The following is a 16,836-nucleotide window of genomic DNA, read 5'->3' as shown; positions in this document are numbered from 1 at the left end:
CGATTACTTAGCTCCGAAATACGGTGGGGTCGGGTTTGCTGCTGTGGTGCCTGCGGTCCGCCGGGAAACGATGGATTAGGGGATCGACATGGGTGGGGACGCACCAAAGTCACCTTTCGCACCGAAAAACCTCCCGGCATTGCCGGCAATCGACGGGATCCGGATCGCGGCCGCCGCCGCCGGAGTGAAGTACAAGGGCCGGAATGACGTGTTCCTGGCTGAACTCGCCCCTGGCACACAGGTTGCCGGCGTCCTGACGAAATCGAAGACATGCTCCTCCGCCGTTGATTGGTGCCGGACCGTGCTCGCCAAGGGCAAGGCACGCGGCATCATCGTCAATTCAGGCAATTCCAACGCCTTTACCGGCAAGATCGGCGAAAAAGGCACGAAACATATGGTAACCGCCGCGGCGGAAGCGTTGGGCTGCAAACCGAAACAGGTGCTGGTCGCATCCACCGGCGTCATCGGCGTGCCGCTGCCGGGCGACAGGATCAGCGGCGTGATGCCGACACTGATCGAGAATCTGGGGCCGGACAACTGGACCGACAGCGCCCATGCGATCATGACCACCGATACCTTCCCGAAAGCCGCAACCGCGACGGCGGAAATTGACGGCAAGACGGTGAAGATTGCGGGGATCGCAAAAGGATCGGGCATGATCGCACCGGATATGGCGACGATGCTGTCCTTCGTCTTCACAGACGCGAATATCCCATCGGTCATCCTGCAGAAGATTCTGAAGGACGGTGCCGATCGCTCGTTCAACTCGATCACGGTCGACGGCGATACCTCGACCAGCGACACGCTGATCCTGGCTGCTTCGGGCAAGGCGGGAAACAAACCGCCCTCGTCGCCGTCGGACAAGCGGCTGAGAGAATTCAAGGCGGCGCTGGACGATGTTTTGACCGATCTCGCTACCCAGGTCGTGAAGGATGGCGAAGGCGCCAGCAAATTCATCACCATCGACGTGACCGGCGCGGTCAACAAGAAGTCGGCGCGCAAGATCGGTCTGGCTGTCGCCAACTCGCCGTTGGTGAAAACCGCGATCGCGGGCGAAGACGCCAACTGGGGCCGGGTCGTGATGGCCGTCGGCAAGTCCGGGGAGCCTGCGGACCGGGACAAGCTTTCGATCGCCATGGGTGGTGTCACCATTGCCCATAAGGGCGAAGGGGTGATGGATTATGACGAGGCGCCGGTCGCCAAACACCTGAAGGGCACGGATATTCATATCCAGATCGATCTGGGCCTCGGTAAGGGAGAGGCGCGTGTTTGGACCTGTGATCTGACCCACGGCTATATCTCGATTAACGCCGACTACCGCAGTTGAGCGTCGTGAGCGCGTGAACTGGCCGCCGACATTTACCGATGTGCCCGACTTGGAAACGCCCCGGCTTCGACTGCGGCGTTTCCGTCTTTCGGACCTGGACGCCGTCTTCAATCTGGTTTCCGACCTTGCCGTTGCGAAATGGACTGCGCGGATTCCGCATCCCTATGAACGGAAGATGGCCGAAGAATGGTTCCAGCTTATGGATCGGTTGCGGGACGAAGGGCAAAGCCTGTCTCTGGCGATAACCTTGAAGGAGGACGGAACCCTGATCGGGGCCGTCAGCTTCGAAATCGAGAGCGAGCCGGGACAGGCGGAAATCGGCTATTATCTCGGACGTTCATTCTGGGGACATGGATATATGACGGAGGCGGCAGCCGCAGCGCTCGATCATGGATTCGGGCCGCTGGGGTTCAACCTCGTGCGCGCGGATGCGTTCAGGGAAAACGAGGCGTCGGCGCGGGTCCTGGGCAAGTTGGGTTTCGTCGATCGAGGGCCGGTGAAACTCGAAGCCCCGGCGCGTGGCGGTATGGTCGATGGGATCGCGCGCACGCTGAGCCGTGACGAATGGGCGGCACGAAGGAACGAAGCATGATGGAGAGCGGATGTTGGCAGGCGGGCGAACGGGTCGAGGACGCGGCGGAAAAGCCGGTCGTGCTGGTCGTTGCCGTTGCCTTGGTGGATGTCGACGGCCGGGTTCTGATCGCCAAGCGACCGCCGGGCAAGAAGATGGCGGGGTTGTGGGAATTTCCCGGCGGTAAGGTCGATATCGGTGAGACGCCGGAACAGGCGCTGATCCGCGAGCTCAAGGAGGAATTGGGCATCGATACGCGGCAAAGCTGCTTGGCGCCGCTTACCTTCGCCAGTCACGCCTATGACGACATGCACCTGTTGATGCCGCTCTACGCTTGTCGCGTCTGGCAAGGGGACCCCGTTCCCAAGGAGGGGCAGGAACTGGCCTGGGTTCGGCCGGTCAGGATGAAGGATTATCCGATGCCGCCGGCCGATGTGCCGTTGATCGCGATGCTTCGTGATTTGCTTTAGGCGCGCGGTCGCCGCGTATGTTTAAGCAGTGGCCTTCGGATCGCTCAGTTGCCGATAGGCCAGGGATAGGGCGGTGACCCAGACCCCGGCGCCCATCATGAACAGACTGCACAGCACCAACTGCATCAGGAACATCATCGTCAGCAGACCCGGTGATATGAAGGCCAGCAGGGAAAACACCAGGCTGACCGGGATGAAAACCGTGACCATCGCGGCGATGATGCCGAACAGGATCAGTATCGCCAGGCTCAATAGGGCTAGGCCGTTTCCTTGCGTCAGTTTCCAGGAATCCTGAAGTGTCAGATCGTCCCCAACCGCGGCGGCCGGCAAGACCATCGCGAAACGCAGCATCACATAGATCGCGACGCCATAAGGCACGACGATCAAAATCGGCACGACCGCGAAGGCAAGGCCGGGAACCATGGCCAGTACCGCCATGCCCGCCATGCCCGATGCAATGGACGCGCCGAACTGAACGGCGATTTCGATAGCGACGAGAAGGATCGCCATCAGGATGAAGCGGCCTTTCGCGCTGTCCCAGCGCAACGCCTCGCGGACCGTTCTTCCCTGCATCGGCCGCAGGATCCGGTAATGCCAGGCGCAGGCAAAAAACGAGACAATCACGAAGCCCAGAAACATGAACAACAGAACGACGCCGAAGAAACCGGCATTCTCGTTCAGAAGCCGTGTGGCGAGGTCATGGGCGTCCTCGATGGACGGCTGTGAAGGCATCGTCATGCCGCTGCCCATGAGGGCGGACAGTTGAAACACCTGCAGCGCGATGACATTGAAGGCCAGGGCGACCGCCGGAATCACACCGATCCGGGCGAAATCCCCTTTTTCGGCCCAGACGGTCCGGATGGCGTCTGTCAGTATCGAAGCGACGGCGAGTTTTGGCATCACGGACCTTGAAATCTGTTCGGCTTTTCCCCGGCCGACTGTTCTACCGCATCCAGCGCGGCTGCCAATCTGTTGCGCGCCGACCCGGGCCGCAAGGGTTTTTGCTGCGTCTCATGCGGGGCCCAGCCGTGCAGATAGATGACCTGGAAGGTGGCGGGCACCCGTCCGTCAGGGCCGGCATGGCGCTCCTGATACAATTCCGCCGCCCGCATCAGTATATCGCGGCCGAGCGGGCTGCGGCTGCGTTCCGTTACCGCATTGCCTTCACCCATTTTACGCAATTCCTGCATCAGGGTCAGCGGGTTGCCGTAGGTCACCGTGATCGTGTCGCTGTCGATCACGGGCAAGGCAAAACCCGCGCGCTGCATCAAACCGCCCGCATCGCGCAGGTCCGCGAAGGGTGAGACGCGCGGGCTCAATCCGTCACGGAACTCGACCTCCGCCAGCGCCAGTACCTCGCGCAGCTCCTTCAGCGTCTCGCCGCCGAGCATTGCACCCAGAAACAGTCCGTCGGGTTTCAAGGCGCGGTTTACCTGGATCAGGGCGCCGGGCAAATCGTTGACCCAGTGAAGCGATAGATTGCTGAGGACGAGATCGAAGCTTTCCTCGGCGAAGGGCAACCATTCCTCGTCCGCCGCGACGGCGGGAAGGCCCGGCCGCGCGGCCTGTTGTGCCATGGCGTGGGAAAGGTCCGCCTGGATCAGCGTTTCTATCCCGTTCATCCCGGCCACGGCATCCGCCAAACAGCCCGAATGGCAGCCGAGGTCCAGGGCATTCGGGAACTGCCGGGACACATCCTGCAGTCTGTCGGCCAACCTGTCGGCCACTTCCCGGACAAGGAAGTCGACATCGCCGAAACCGCCTGCCGCGCGGTCGCGGTTGCGCCGGACCTGTCGCCGGTCGAAGACGGTGATCTGATCTGTTTGGGGCCCGCTCATGCCGCCTTATATGGATCATGGCCCCTGGTCGGCAAACCCTAACGCGATATCCGGCCGAGTTTCTTGTCGGCGATTTGCTGAGGCCATAGAGTGCTCGCACGAAAAGCGACACGGATCGGCCCGACGAGGCCCCGAGGGGCCCCGATGAGGGCAAGGGAGGAAGAATGACGGTCATAAAGGTGGATGCGCCCTGGTTGCGGGCGGCTTTGCTCGATGAAGACGAAATTGCCCTGGTCGACACGCGGGAGGAGGGCCTGTACGGCGCCAGCCATATCCTGCGGGCGGTAAATATTCCGCTTTCCCATTTCGAAATCGACCTGCGCCGACTGATTCCCAATAAAGGTGTTCGGTTCGTCCTGATGGACGACGACGCGGACCGTCTGGACAAGGCGGTCGCGATCGCCGAGGCGGCGGGATACACCAACCTCTTCATTCTGCCCGGTGGATCGGAGGCCTGGGGCGAGTCCGGATTCGAACTGTTCAGCGGCTTGAATGTGCCGTCAAAGGTGTTCGGGGAGTTCGTCGAACACACCTATGACACGCCCCGGATCGAGGCGGCGGACTTGAAGAAACTGATGGATGAGGGGCGGGACCTGATCGTCCTCGATAGCCGTCCGATGCCGGAATACAATGCCATGAACATTCCGGGCGGGATCGATGCGCCGGGGGCGGAACTGGTTTACCGCGCCAAGGATGCGATCCCCAGCGACGACACCTTGGTGATCGTCAACTGTGCCGGTCGCACCCGGTCGATCATCGGCTGCCAGTCGCTGGTCAATGCCGGACTGCCGAACAAGGTGATGGCGCTGAAGGACGGCACGATGGGCTGGCATCTGGCCGGGTTGAAACTGGAAAAGGGATCGACCCGGACCATCCCGGCGCCCTCGGCGGAAACCATTGCCTGGGCGCGTGAGGCCGCAGAGCGGGTTTCGTCCCGGTTCGGCGTCCAGACGGTGGACCGCGCCACAGCGGACTTATGGTTGGCCGATTCGTCACGCACGACCTATCTGATCGACGTCCGCTCGCCGGAAGAATACGCGGCCGGCCATCTGCCGGGGGCAGCCCATGCGCCCGGGGGGCAATTGGTTCAGGCGACGGATACCTATATCGGCGTTCAGAAAGCACGGATCGTCCTGGTCGACGATGTGGAGGTTCGCGCCCGGATGACCGCAAGTTGGTTGATCCAGATGGGGTGGCGGCAAGTCTACGTCCTGGAGGGCGGGCTCGGCGACGGGCCGTTCGAAAGCGGTGCGGACATCGCTGTCGTGCCGGAAGCGGACAGCGTATCGGTGCAGACCGTGACGGTGGACGGGTTGCAGGCATTGGACGACGTCCTGATCCTGGATCTGTCGACCAGCGTGCAGCACCGCAAAGGGCACATTCCAGGGTCCAAATGGGCGATCCGCAGTACCTTGGCCCGCGATATCGACCTGCCGGCGGCGGGCACATCGCCGATCGTCATCAGCAGCCGAAACGATGTCCTGTCGCGCTTGGCCGCCGGCGACCTCATTGCACTGGGGTGTCAGGACGTCCGCGTGCTCGAGGGCGGGCACGACGCCTGGGTCGAAGCCGGCAACGGTGTGGAAACCGGGCTGGAAAATACCATCGCGCCCTTGCCGGCGGAGGACCTGTATTTCCGGCCATACGACCGTGATCACGGCATCGAACAGGCCATGAAGGCCTATCTCGATTGGGAGGTGGCGCTGGTCGAGCAGTTGGAGCGGGACCAGACCATGATCTTCCCGCAATTCCCGGCGGCCTGATTGCATGGAACGGCGGATGGAAACCGGTTCGTCGGTTGCTCTATCCGCCGCGCTTGCCCGAGCGGCGCGCGCGGGACTGGACCTGCTTCTGCCGCCGCGCTGTCCGGAGACCGGCGCCCTGATCGCCGGCGCGCAGGGCGTCTCTGCCGAGGCTTGGGGCAATCTGCATTTTCTGGCGGGACCGTGTTGCGCCTGTTGCGGATTGCCTTTCGATATCGATCTTCCGCCAGACACATTATGCGCGGCCTGTGAGGCGTCGCCGCCGCGATACGATCGGGCACGGGCGGTTCTGGCCTATGATGATTTCAGCAAATCGTTGCTGCTCAGCTTGAAGCATGGCGACCGAACGGACCTGGCGCCCCTGCTTGGCCGTTGGCTTCGCCGTGCCGCGGCGGATCTGTTGACGCAGGCGGATATCGTCGCGCCGGTCCCGATGCATCGCAGCCGCCTGTTCCGGCGCCGGTTCAATCAGGCGGCCCTTTTGACCGCCTGGATGGTACGGGGAACGCAAGAACGATCCATTCTGGATCTGTTGGAACGCATCCGTGCGACCCCGTCCCAGGGCCACTTGTCCGCCTTGGCGCGATCGCGGAACGTACGCGGTGCGTTCGCGGTGCGGGCGAAGCATAAGGATCTGGTGGCCGGGAAACGGGTGCTGCTGGTCGATGATGTATTCACCACCGGCGCGACGGTTGAGGAATGCGCGCGCATCCTGCGCCGCAATGGGGTCGCGGCGGTCGATGTGATCACGGTCGCGCGGGTTCTGAAGCCCCGGCATTAAGGTGGCGACGGCCGAGATTTCCGCGAAACGGCCCTTTCGCTGCAGTTGATGAACCTGTGAATAGCGCGCATCTTTGATTCCGGTACCCGATACGCCATATCTCGATACTGGAATGAAAACAATTTGCCGGTCAGGATGTTGCCAAGGCTGCATTCGCGCCGTGATAGGATTGAAAGGACGGAAAAGTCGTTATGGCCAAGGTCGAACTCTATACCCGCCCGATGTGCGGCTTCTGCTATCAAGCCAAGAAGCTGCTGGATAAGAAGGGTGTTACCTATACCGAATACAATATCTGGACCGATGCGGGCCGAAAGGACGAAATGACGGAACGCTCCAAGGGCGGTCGTACGGTGCCCCAGATCTTCGTCGACGACATGCATGTCGGCGGCTGCACCGATCTGATGGAACTGGAACAGCAGGGTAAGCTCGACGGATTGTTGAAGGGACAGGCCGCTTGACCGATACGCTCCGCGCCGCCTGCGTCCAGATCACGGGCAAGCCCCGTATCGAGGATAATATCGCCCTGATCGACCCGATGATCCGGGAAGCCGCGGCCAAGGGCGCGGAATTGGTCTGTCTGCCGGAAATCTGCAACCTCGTGCAGAAGAACCGCGGGGAACAGCAGAAACAGGTGCGGACTGAGGCGGAGGATCCCGCCCTTGCCGCCTTTCGGGCCCTGGCCACGGAATTGGGCATTTGGATCCATGCGGGGTCGCTCGCTATTCGTCCGGAAGAGGGCGACAGACTGGCGAACCGCGGTTTTTTGATCGCGCCGGACGGCGGGATCCGGGCGAAATACGACAAGATCCACATGTTCGACGTGGATCTCGAGAATGCTGAATCCTATCGGGAAAGCGCATCCTACCGGCCCGGCGACCGTGCCGTCCTGGCCGAGACGCCTTGGGGCGGCTATGGCATGGGCGTGTGTTACGATGTCCGCTTTCCGGCGCTGTTTCGGGATCTGGCCGGCGCCGGGGCGAAGGTCCTGACCATGCCGGCCTGTTTCACCCAGCCGACGGGCAAGGCGCACTGGCATGTGCTGCTGCGGGCTCGCGCCATCGAAAACGGCTGTTTTGTGATTGCCGCAGCGCAATGCGGCGAGCACGAGGACGGCCGCAAGACCTACGGCCATTCCCTGATCATTGATCCCTGGGGCGAGGTGCTGGCCGATGCCGGTCCCGAACAGGGAGTTATCCTGGCCGATCTGGACCTAACCCGCGTCGATACGGTACGCGGGATGGTGCCCAGTTTGCGGAATGGCCGGGACTACGCGCCGCCCGCGCCGCTGGGGCTCGCCCAGGCCGGCGATTGACGGGGCTCGGGGGGCTAGGGCTTCCGGGCGCGAACCCGTTGAACAACGGCCTGCTTCGGTTCGCTGATTTCCCCTTCGAAACTGTCCAGAATGTCGAAGCCTGCTGCTTCGGCGGTTGATTCCAACTCGGCGGGTTTCAGCAGGAAGTCCGGGTTTCTGGGCCTGCCGAAACGCTCGTTTCCCTGCGCGAAGGTCTGATACAGCAACTCTCCACCAGCAGCGACAGCATCCAAAATCGACGGCAGGATGGGGCGCCACAGATAGTTCGTTACCACCACGAAATCGAACTTCCGACCGTCGAACGGCCAGGGTGCATTTTCCAGATCCGCCTGCATAATCTCGCAATTCGGGTCGTCCGCCAGGTCTGCGACACCTGCTACATCGATATCGACAAAGGTGACGCGGCAACCTTGGGCCAGAAAGGCACGGCCGTGCCGCCCGCCGCCGCAGGCCAGATCCAGCACGGTTTGCTCCGCCTTGGCAGTGCCCGCCCGCGACGCGATCCACGGCATCGGGGCCGATGGTGGATGCGAAGCCGGTTTTTTATCGTTCGTCATGGATAAGTTCCCGAGGCCTGTGATTCTTGCGCTCCCAGCATATGTGCCTATTTATATCTTGTTTGGCACTCCCTCGTTTTAGCTGCTAAACGATTTGGTAAGGTCGATGGGTACAAAGTGCCGAAAAGGCGATACGTGCCGTTTGTACAAGGACTTGGACTGAGATGATTTCTTTCAATCTCATCTGCAAGAACGATCATGAATTCGAAGGCTGGTTCCCGAACAGCGCCGATTTCGACGAACAATGCGCCAAGAAGCGTATCGAATGCCCTGTCTGCGGCAACCGGAAAATCCAGAAGGCCTTGAGCGCGCCCAACATCGCCACCGGTGAATCGCGGGATGCCGCCCGTCGCGAAAAAATGCAGAAGGCGGTCCAGGACCAAAAGGTCATGCTGGCCAAGATGCGGGATTTGGTGAAGGAAAACTGCGACTATGTCGGGTCCGACTTCGCCGAGGAGGCTCGCAAGATTCACTATGGCGAAAAGGAAGAGCGCGGGATCTACGGCGAATCAACCGTCGACGAAGCCAAGGAATTGTCTGAAGAAGGAATCCCCGTCGCCCCCATCCCCTGGATGGAAGAACCCAAGGAACACTGACGGCAGGTCCTTTGCTTAGGTCAGCCGCGCTTCGCAATTCCCATGTAATTCACCGCCAAGTCCTTCGGCGAAAGCGACCATTGATCGCGGATCGGGTTGTAGGCGACCCCCGTCAGTTCCGTCAGTTCCATGCCGGCGGGGCGCAGCGCGGCGGCCAGCTCCGACGGTTTCACGAACTTTTTCCAGTCATGAGTGCCGCGCGGCAGCCAACCCAGCACATATTCCGCGCCGACAATGGCCAATGCGTAGGATTTCGCCGTCCGGTTCAGGGTCGCCAGGAACATCATGCCGTCCCGTGACACCAATTCCGCCGAGGCGCGGAGGAATGTGTCCACATCGGCGACATGTTCGACCACTTCCATGTTCATCACCGCGTCGAAGCGCTTGTCGCCCTGCGCAAGGTCTTCGACGGAGGTGAAGCGGTAGTCGATCTCCAAACCCATCTGCTCCGCATGTGCCGCCGCGACATGGACGGAGCGTTCCGTCGCGTCGATGCCGGTGACCTCAGCGCCGAGCCGGGCGAGTGGCTCGCACAACAATCCGCCGCCGCAGCCGATATCCAGGATCGCGAGGCCCTTCAACGGTTCGGGGGCCAGCGGATCACGCTCGAAATGGGTGCACAGGCGGTCGCGGATGAAGGCGATGCGCACCGGATTGAATTTGTGCAGCGGCTTGAACTTGCCGTCCGGATCCCACCATTCCTCTGCCATGGCCGCGAATTTCGCGATTTCCGCATCGTCGACGGTTCCCCCGAACGGTTTCGGGGTTTCCTTGTCCATATAGCCGCTGGAAGAGAGCGTTTCTGCGGACTGTGCCATGGCTTGTTGCGTTCCTCAGCTTGCGTGCCTGTTTCTGTCCGAGTATGGATAGCGCGCCCCGGCCCCTGGGGACAATGCCCGTCCGCGCGGCGCGGCTTTAGACCCGGTGGCCAGTAGAGAAGCGGTTTCACCGGAATAGCCCGTCCCGGGCGACTCGGCGGCGCCGCGAAACAGTGTCGGTCTCCTTGAAGGTACGAAGGTTGTTATGGCCCGGATCGTCATGAAATTCGGCGGCACGTCGGTTGCCGATTTGGATCGCATCGCGAATGCGGCCGAACGCGTCCGCCGCGAGGTCGAGGCAGGGAACGAGATCATTGTCTGTGTTTCCGCCATGGCCGGTGTAACCAATCAACTGGTCGGCTATGTCGATCAGACCAGCAAGATGTATGATGCCCGCGAATACGACACCATCGTATCCAGCGGTGAGCAGGTCACGGCAGGTCTGATGGCGTTGCGCCTGCAGGCGATGGGCATCTCCGCACGGTCCTGGATGGGCTGGCAGATTCCGATCAAGACCAATGAAGTGCATGGCAAGGCGCGGATCGAGGACATCTCCACCGACCTGATCATCGAACGCTTCGCCGAAGGTCAGGTTGCCGTTGTCGCCGGGTTCCAGGGCTTGAGCCCGCGCAACCGAATCACGACGCTCGGCCGGGGCGGCAGCGATACGACCGCCGTCGCGTTGGCCGCGGCCTTCAAGGCCGATCGTTGCGACATCTACACGGATGTGGACGGCGTCTATACGACGGATCCGCGCATCGTTTCGAAGGCCCGCAAGATCGATATGATCACCTTCGAGGAAATGCTCGAAATGGCGTCACAGGGGGCGAAGGTCCTGCAGACGCGGTCGGTTGAAGTGGCAATGAACTACGGGGTGAAGCTGCAGGTACGCAGCAGTTTCGAGGATACCCCCGGCACAATGGTGGTGGACGAGGACGAAATCGTGGAACAGCAGGTCGTTAGCGGTATCGCATATAGCAGGGACGAAGCGAAGATCACGCTCGTCCGGGTCAACGACAAGCCCGGCGTTGCGGCTGCCATCTTCGGCCCGCTGTCCGACGGCTCGATCAACGTGGACATGATCGTTCAGTCCGTTTCTCCCGATGGTGAGCGGACTGATATGACCTTTACCGTCAGCAAGACGGATCTGGGCCGTGCGATCGAAGTCCTGGAATCGAACCGGGAAAAGATCGGATACGAAAACCTTCTGTCGGACGACAATGTCGTGAAAATCTCCGTCATCGGGGTCGGCATGCGTAGTCATGCCGGCGTGGCCCAGACAATGTTCCGGACCCTGTCCGAAAAGGGAATCAATATACAGGTCATCTCGACCAGTGAGATCAAAATCTCCACATTGATTGCCGAGGATTATACCGAACTCGCCCTGCGCGCGCTCCACACCGCATACGGTTTGGACGCACAATAGGCGTCATAGACGTTTTCGGCGGACAGGATGTCGTTACGGCGCGCAAAAAGGGGCCGTGCTAAAGCAAAGTGAGCCGAGTTGAATCGGCCGGGGCGGGCATGGGCAATACGATTTGCCATGCGCCGCCGTGTTTGATTCGGGCGGTTGGTGTTTCGCGGCGCTCCATGGGGGAGCATCGTTTGGAGGGATGAATGGCGCAAAGGGCGACATGGGCGGGGTCACGCCTGTTGCTGCGGCGATTGCGGGACGTCATGGCGGGGTCCGGCAGCGCACAGGAGCGCCTTGACCGCATCGCCCAGATCATTGCCCGCGACATGGTCGCCGAGGTGTGCTCGATCTATGTCCGCCGCGCCGGTGACGTCATCGAACTCTTCGCGACGGAAGGGCTGCACCCGGACGCCGTCCACAAGATCCGTTTCCGGTTCGGCGAGGGTATCGTCGGTGTTGTCGCGGCATCCGCCCGGCCGATCGCGTTGGCCGAGGCCCAGAAACACCCGAACTTCGCCTATCGTCCCGAGACCGGGGAAGAAATCTACCAATCCATGCTCGGTGTGCCGATCCTGCGCGGCGGCCGGGTTCTCGGCGTGCTTGCCATCCAAAACCGGACCCAGCGCGAATATGCCGAAGAAGAGATAGAAACGCTGGAAACCGTCGGCATGGTCGTCGCCGAAATGCTGGCGACCGGCGAGGTGATCAGCGCGCAGGAACAGCAGCCTGTCGACGGCCTGGCCCTGAAACCGCTGCGGCTGGAAGGGATACGGATCTCGCCCGGCCTGGCGCTCGGCAATGCCGTCCTGCATCAACCGACCATCACCATCACCGACCCGATCGCCGAGGACGAGGAGGTGGAACTCCGCCGTATCGACGAGGCGATGTCGGACATGCATTCCGCGCTCGACCTGTTGATCGCACGGTTCGACGGGGAAACGGCGAGCGACCATATCGACATTCTTCGGACCTTCCGCATGGTGGCGGAGGACAGGGGATGGATCAGGCGGATCCGCGAAGCCATCGGCACCGGCCTGACCGCGGAAGCCGCGGTGGCCCGCGTCCAGAACGATACCAGGGCGCGGATGGCGGTCATCCAGGATCCCTATATCCGGGAAAGACTGGCGGATTTCGAAGAACTGACCAACCGGCTGCTGCAGCATCTTGCCGGGGATATCGGGCCCTCCGGTATCGACCTTCCCGATGACGCCATCCTGGTCGCCAGGCAGTTGGGGCCGGCGGAACTGTTGGACTACGAACATTCGAAGCTGCGCGGCGTGGTTTTGGAGGAAGGGTCCGTCGTCTCGCATGTCGCCATTGTCGCCCGCGCCCTCGACATTCCCGTGGTCGGGCGTGTCAGGGGGGCGGTGTCGCGTATCGAAACACGCGACCGCATCGTCGTTGACGGGCAGAACGGCGTTTGCTTCATTCGACCGGGCGAAGACTTCCAGCGCGTCTTCACTGAATCCATGGACCTCTACGCGGCACAGCGCGCCGCCTATGCGCGCGACCGCGACAAGCCGTCCGTCACCCTGGATGGGGTCGATGTGGATCTGTTCATCAATGCGGGCCTTTTGATCGATGTGCCGCATCTGCAGGAAAGCGGCGCGGGGGGAATCGGGCTCTACCGGACCGAAGTGCCCTTCATGGTCCGGTCCGGCTTCCCGAACGTGGATGAACAGAAGAAGCTGTATCAGAACATTCTGGACCAGGCCGGCGGCAAGCCGGTCGTCTTCAGGACGTTGGATATCGGCGGCGACAAGATCCCGTCCTATGTCCGTGAATCCGAGGAAGAGAACCCGGCCTTGGGCTGGCGGGCGCTTCGGATCGGACTGGACCGGCCATACATGTTGCGGCAGCAGCTCCGCGCCCTGATTGCTGCCGCGTCCGGGCGGCCCTTGCATGTGATGTTTCCGATGGTCGCGGAAGTCGCCGAATTCGATGCCGCCCGCGCGGTCCTGGACCTGGAATTGAAACGGGCGGCGGCCAATGGGGTCGCTTTACCATCGTCTTTGATGGTGGGAACGATGCTGGAGGTTCCCGCCCTGATTTTCCAACTGCCGGCCCTTTTGGCGCGGGTGGATTTCATTTCGGTGGGCTCGAACGACCTGCAGCAATTCCTGTTCGCCAGCGACCGCGGCAACCCGAAGCTCGACGGACGGTACGACCCGCTGGCACCGGGCATGCTCCGGATGCTGAAGACGGTGGTCGATGCTTGCGACGAGGCGAACGTGCCGCTGTCCCTGTGCGGCGAGATGGCGGGCTCTCCATTGGAGGCACTTGCTCTGATCGGTCTCGGGTTCAGAAGATTGTCAATGAACGCAAGTTCTGTGGGCCCCGTTCGGGCAATGGTTCGTAGTGTTCGTTGCGATAAATTGACCGGTTTTGTCGATAGCATAATGAATAGCCATCATCATTCTTTACGCAGTTACTTGGCGTCTTATGCAAAGGACCATAAGATTCAAACTTAATGTTCACATTTAGTGCGTTGCTTTTAATAGACTTCTTGTGTTAGTGGTTGATCGAGTGTTCGGTTAATGGCGGTTCACGTTTTGTCCTGACGATATCTTGGCAAGTGCCGGCGACGACTTGGCTATCCTTTGCACACAGCTTGGATCGATCCAAATTTGGCCGTTCGTCGGACTGACGATTGGATAGTACGATGGCTAGAGGCGGTGCGGCGAAAGAAGCCGCGAATGATACTCATAGAGCGGAACTGAAGACGGTTGTGGACAACCGCACCGTCGGCGAGATCCTGTCCGAGGCACGCATCGCCCGCGACATGGACTACAGCGATGTCGCCGCACAGTTGCGGATCAGGCGGGCTTATATCGAAGCGATCGAAGACGGCCGTTTGGGCGACCTGCCGGGATCGACATACGCGATCGGCTTCGTCCGGACCTATGCCGAACTGATGGATCTTGATGTTCCCAAGATCGTCTCGAAATTCAAACAGGAAGCGGCAGAGTTCGAAGATCGGACCCAATTGGTCTTTCCGGAGCCGATGCCGGGAAGCCGGGGCCCGACAGCCTCGGTCATCATGATCGCCGTTCTGATGCTGATCGGCGCTTATGGCGGATGGATCTATGTGTCCAACAAGGACCGCGACACGCTTGAACTGGTTCCGCCCTTGCCCGAGGCGCTGACGCAATTGCTGTCGAAATCCACGGTCGAGACGGCGCCCGCGGGACCGAGTTCGGAAGAGGCACAGGGAACCGCACAGGTTTCGACCCAAGAAACGACCGTCGCGCCTGTTCCGGCTGCCGCGGAAACGGAAACGTCGACGGTTGCGCAGGCGCCCGCCGAGGCGGCGGAACAGCCGACCATCGTAAACGAAACGATCGCATCGGCGCCGGTGACCGAAGCAGCGCAGGAAGAGGTTCGCCAGGCCGCTGAAACGACGAGCCAGGCAGTCTCTGAGACAGTGGCCGCCGTCACGGCGGAAACACCGGCCGAAGCCGAAGTTCAATCCGCAACCGAAACCACAACGCCGGAACAGTCGGTTCCGACCACGGTCGTGGAGGCCCCTGCCGCTGTGACGGAGCAGGCCCCTGTAACGGAGCAGGTTCCTGCAACGGAGCCGGCAGCGGTCGAGACCACGACGGCTACCACGGAGGCAGCCGCGCCGGCGTCCGGCAGCGAAGCGACGCAGGCGGCCGCCTCAATGCAGCAGACCACCGAAGCGGCCCCGGTCGTCACGGAACCCGTGCAACAGGCCGCGGTTCCGGAAACAGATACGGAACTTCCGACCGTCGGTGGCTCGCAGCCTGCCGCCTTTGGGGCGGAGGCCGGTGCATCGCGGATCGTCATCAAGGCGACGTCGCCGGCATGGGTGGAAATTACGGCCCCGGACGGGAATGTCCTGCTGAACCGTCTGCTGCGCGTCGGGGACACGTTCAATGTGCCGGATCAACCCGGAATCACGCTGGTGACCGGCAGTGCCGGCGGGCTCGAATTCACAGTGGACGGCAAGATCGCCCCGCGGATCGGCGATATCGGCGACGTCCGTCGGAACGTATTGCTGGAACCGGACGCCTTGCTGCAGGCGCAATGAGCGTTTCACAGTTTTGTTGATCGATGGTCTCTTCGGCGCATGGTCGCTGGGGCCCTTGATCTTTTGAGGTCTTGCACGCATTTTCCCCACCGTCCGGCTGATCCGGCCGCGTCGCGCTTTCCTTCCGGTTATCCCCGGGCGTGCGGTCGTCGGCGGAGAAGACTTCGGACCGGAAAATCACCGAACAGGTCAGCGCTATGAGTGTGCGTCCCTATCGCGATATCTATCGCCGAAAATCCCGCCAGATCATGGTCGGACCCGTCCCCGTTGGCGGCGACGCGCCGATCACCGTGCAGACCATGACCAATACGCTGACGGCCGATGTCGAGGCCACGGTCGCGCAGGTTCGCCGGTGCGAGGAGGCCGGTGTCGATATCATCCGCATTTCCTGCCCGGATGAGGCATCGACCGAAGGCCTGGCCAAGATCATTCCGCAGGTGAAGGTGCCGGTCGTTGCGGATATTCATTTCCACTACAAACGCGCCATCGAGGCGGCCGAGGCGGGTGCGGCCTGCCTGCGGATCAATCCGGGCAATATCGGCAGCGCGGAACGGGTGCGTGAGGTCGTCAAGGCGGCGAAGGACCATGGTTGCAGCATGCGGATCGGCGTCAACGCCGGCTCGCTGGAGCGCCACCTGCTGGAAAAATACGGCGAACCCGTCCCTGAAGCCATGGTCGAGAGCGCGCTGGAACACGCGAAGATTCTGGAAGACAACGACTTCTTCGACTTCAAGATCAGCGTCAAAGCCTCTGACGTGTTTTTGGCCGCCGCTGCCTATCAAGGGCTGGCGGAAGCCTGCGACTACCCGCTGCATCTCGGCGTGACCGAGGCGGGCGGGCTGCGCACCGGCACGATCAAGAGTTCGATCGGGATCGGATCCCTGCTCTGGGCCGGGATCGGCGATACGATACGCGTCTCGCTCTCCGCCGATCCTGTGGAGGAGGTGAAGGTCGGGTTCGACATCCTGAAGTCGCTCGGCCTGCGCTATCGCGGCGTGAATGTCATCTCCTGTCCGTCCTGCGCGCGCCAGCAGTTTGATGTGATTGAAACCGTTCGGGTGTTGGAAGAGCGTCTTGCCCATATCACCACCCCCATGACGGTCTCCGTGATCGGATGCGTTGTGAACGGTCCCGGTGAGGCGCGGGAAACCGACATCGGCTTCACCGGCGGCGGCAAAGGGACGCACCAGGTCTATATCGCCGGACAGCCGGCCCATCGCCTGAAAGACGAAAGCATCGTCGACCATCTGGTCGGCCTCGTCGAAACCAAGGCGGCGGAAATTGAGAAAGAGCGGCAGGAAGCGGCCGCGGCGGAATAACCGGAAACCAGAAAAC

At 61.6% G+C, this 16,836-nt stretch carries 16 protein-coding genes; 12 read left to right on the top strand and 4 right to left on the bottom strand.

The genetic code is table 11. The features are described from left to right. Positions 1-88 precede the first annotated feature (88 nt). The 3 genes from argJ to mutT are packed head-to-tail and all read left to right on the top strand — an operon-like array spanning position 89 to position 2,368. Positions 89-1,327: a bifunctional glutamate N-acetyltransferase/amino-acid acetyltransferase ArgJ gene (gene argJ, locus ACQK2G_RS19555; protein WP_425406715.1), complete on the top strand. Its 1,239-nt coding sequence runs from the start codon at positions 89-91 to the stop codon at positions 1,325-1,327. Between the two features lie 40 nt (positions 1,328-1,367). Next, a complete protein-coding gene (locus tag ACQK2G_RS19550) occupies positions 1,368-1,919 on the top strand; it encodes a GNAT family N-acetyltransferase (protein ID WP_425406714.1) in 552 nt (183 codons plus the stop codon). Next, on the top strand, positions 1,919-2,368 hold the full coding sequence (gene mutT / locus ACQK2G_RS19545; protein ID WP_425407674.1) for an 8-oxo-dGTP diphosphatase MutT: 450 nt from the start codon (positions 1,919-1,921) through the stop codon (positions 2,366-2,368). The genes ACQK2G_RS19550 and mutT overlap by 1 nt, the downstream gene beginning before the upstream one ends. Positions 2,369-2,389: 21 nt before the next feature. Here the strand turns inward: mutT and ACQK2G_RS19540 are convergent, their stop codons facing one another. Then, complete coding sequence (locus tag ACQK2G_RS19540) at positions 2,390-3,268, bottom strand: hypothetical protein (RefSeq protein WP_425406713.1); 879 nt, start codon at positions 3,266-3,268, stop codon at positions 2,390-2,392. Continuing rightward, positions 3,268-4,206: a methyltransferase domain-containing protein gene (locus tag ACQK2G_RS19535; protein WP_425406712.1), complete on the bottom strand. Its 939-nt coding sequence runs from the start codon at positions 4,204-4,206 to the stop codon at positions 3,268-3,270. The genes ACQK2G_RS19540 and ACQK2G_RS19535 overlap by 1 nt, the downstream gene beginning before the upstream one ends. Positions 4,207-4,370: 164 nt before the next feature. Here ACQK2G_RS19535 and ACQK2G_RS19530 point away from each other — a divergent pair, with 164 nt between their 5' ends. The 4 genes from ACQK2G_RS19530 (at position 4,371) to ACQK2G_RS19515 (ending at position 8,062) form a co-directional block, all read left to right on the top strand. Further along, positions 4,371-5,969, top strand: a complete 1,599-nt coding sequence (locus ACQK2G_RS19530; RefSeq protein WP_425406711.1) for a rhodanese-like domain-containing protein — start codon at positions 4,371-4,373, stop codon at positions 5,967-5,969. A gap of 16 nt (positions 5,970-5,985) precedes the next feature. Further along, complete coding sequence (locus ACQK2G_RS19525; protein WP_425406710.1) at positions 5,986-6,750, top strand: ComF family protein; 765 nt, start codon at positions 5,986-5,988, stop codon at positions 6,748-6,750. A gap of 191 nt (positions 6,751-6,941) precedes the next feature. Next, on the top strand, positions 6,942-7,208 hold the full coding sequence (gene grxC, locus ACQK2G_RS19520) for a glutaredoxin 3 (RefSeq protein ID WP_425406709.1): 267 nt from the start codon (positions 6,942-6,944) through the stop codon (positions 7,206-7,208). After that, positions 7,205-8,062, top strand: coding sequence for a carbon-nitrogen hydrolase family protein (locus ACQK2G_RS19515; RefSeq protein ID WP_425406708.1), 858 nt, complete (start codon positions 7,205-7,207; stop codon positions 8,060-8,062). Before grxC ends, ACQK2G_RS19515 begins: the two co-directional genes overlap by 4 nt. A 14-nt stretch (positions 8,063-8,076) precedes the next feature. Here ACQK2G_RS19515 and ACQK2G_RS19510 read toward each other — a convergent pair whose 3' ends face one another. After that, the gene (locus tag ACQK2G_RS19510; RefSeq protein ID WP_425406707.1) at positions 8,077-8,619 is read right to left on the bottom strand and encodes a class I SAM-dependent methyltransferase; all 543 of its coding nucleotides are present in this window, start codon (positions 8,617-8,619) and stop codon (positions 8,077-8,079) included. 164 nt (positions 8,620-8,783) lie between these two features. On the opposite strand from ACQK2G_RS19510, the gene ACQK2G_RS19505 reads away from it, so the two are divergent. Beyond that, positions 8,784-9,215: a DUF1178 family protein gene (locus ACQK2G_RS19505; protein WP_425406706.1), complete on the top strand. Its 432-nt coding sequence runs from the start codon at positions 8,784-8,786 to the stop codon at positions 9,213-9,215. Positions 9,216-9,235: 20 nt separating this feature from the next. Here ACQK2G_RS19505 and ubiG read toward each other — a convergent pair whose 3' ends face one another. Further along, on the bottom strand, positions 9,236-9,994 hold the full coding sequence (ubiG, locus tag ACQK2G_RS19500; protein ID WP_425407673.1) for a bifunctional 2-polyprenyl-6-hydroxyphenol methylase/3-demethylubiquinol 3-O-methyltransferase UbiG: 759 nt from the start codon (positions 9,992-9,994) through the stop codon (positions 9,236-9,238). A gap of 244 nt (positions 9,995-10,238) precedes the next feature. Between ubiG and ACQK2G_RS19495 the strand changes: the two genes are divergently transcribed. From ACQK2G_RS19495 to ispG, 4 genes are all read left to right on the top strand, one after another. After that, complete coding sequence (locus ACQK2G_RS19495) at positions 10,239-11,459, top strand: aspartate kinase (RefSeq protein ID WP_425406705.1); 1,221 nt, start codon at positions 10,239-10,241, stop codon at positions 11,457-11,459. Between the two features lie 191 nt (positions 11,460-11,650). After that, entirely contained in the window at positions 11,651-13,918 is a 2,268-nt protein-coding gene (ptsP, locus tag ACQK2G_RS19490) for a phosphoenolpyruvate--protein phosphotransferase (protein WP_425406704.1), read from the top strand. A 191-nt stretch (positions 13,919-14,109) separates the two neighbouring features. Further along, entirely contained in the window at positions 14,110-15,501 is a 1,392-nt protein-coding gene (locus ACQK2G_RS19485; RefSeq protein WP_425406703.1) for a RodZ domain-containing protein, read from the top strand. 197 nt (positions 15,502-15,698) lie between these two features. Beyond that, positions 15,699-16,820: a flavodoxin-dependent (E)-4-hydroxy-3-methylbut-2-enyl-diphosphate synthase gene (ispG, locus tag ACQK2G_RS19480; RefSeq protein ID WP_425406702.1), complete on the top strand. Its 1,122-nt coding sequence runs from the start codon at positions 15,699-15,701 to the stop codon at positions 16,818-16,820. Positions 16,821-16,836: the final 16 nt, after the last annotated feature.

It is taken from the genome of Hwanghaeella sp., from assembly GCF_965227365.1.
GTDB lineage: Bacteria > Pseudomonadota > Alphaproteobacteria > UBA8366 > Aestuariispiraceae > Hwanghaeella.
The sequence above is the reverse complement of the archived record's forward strand: the minus strand, read 5'-3'. Positions and strand labels throughout refer to the sequence as shown.

Coding starts and splice junctions, on each gene's coding strand:
- argJ (WP_425406715.1), top strand. CDS start 89: ATGGGTGGGGACGCACCAAAGTCACCTTTCGCACCGAAAAACCTCCCG.
- mutT (WP_425407674.1), top strand. CDS start 1,919: ATGGAGAGCGGATGTTGGCAGGCGGGCGAACGGGTCGAGGACGCGGCG.
- ACQK2G_RS19540 (WP_425406713.1), bottom strand. CDS start 3,268: ATGCCAAAACTCGCCGTCGCTTCGATACTGACAGACGCCATCCGGACC.
- ACQK2G_RS19535 (WP_425406712.1), bottom strand. CDS start 4,206: ATGAGCGGGCCCCAAACAGATCAGATCACCGTCTTCGACCGGCGACAG.
- ACQK2G_RS19530 (WP_425406711.1), top strand. CDS start 4,371: ATGACGGTCATAAAGGTGGATGCGCCCTGGTTGCGGGCGGCTTTGCTC.
- ACQK2G_RS19525 (WP_425406710.1), top strand. CDS start 5,986: ATGGAAACCGGTTCGTCGGTTGCTCTATCCGCCGCGCTTGCCCGAGCG.
- grxC (WP_425406709.1), top strand. CDS start 6,942: ATGGCCAAGGTCGAACTCTATACCCGCCCGATGTGCGGCTTCTGCTAT.
- ACQK2G_RS19510 (WP_425406707.1), bottom strand. CDS start 8,619: ATGACGAACGATAAAAAACCGGCTTCGCATCCACCATCGGCCCCGATG.
- ACQK2G_RS19505 (WP_425406706.1), top strand. CDS start 8,784: ATGATTTCTTTCAATCTCATCTGCAAGAACGATCATGAATTCGAAGGC.
- ubiG (WP_425407673.1), bottom strand. CDS start 9,994: ATGGACAAGGAAACCCCGAAACCGTTCGGGGGAACCGTCGACGATGCG.
- ACQK2G_RS19495 (WP_425406705.1), top strand. CDS start 10,239: ATGGCCCGGATCGTCATGAAATTCGGCGGCACGTCGGTTGCCGATTTG.
- ptsP (WP_425406704.1), top strand. CDS start 11,651: ATGGCGCAAAGGGCGACATGGGCGGGGTCACGCCTGTTGCTGCGGCGA.
- ACQK2G_RS19485 (WP_425406703.1), top strand. CDS start 14,110: ATGGCTAGAGGCGGTGCGGCGAAAGAAGCCGCGAATGATACTCATAGA.
- ispG (WP_425406702.1), top strand. CDS start 15,699: ATGAGTGTGCGTCCCTATCGCGATATCTATCGCCGAAAATCCCGCCAG.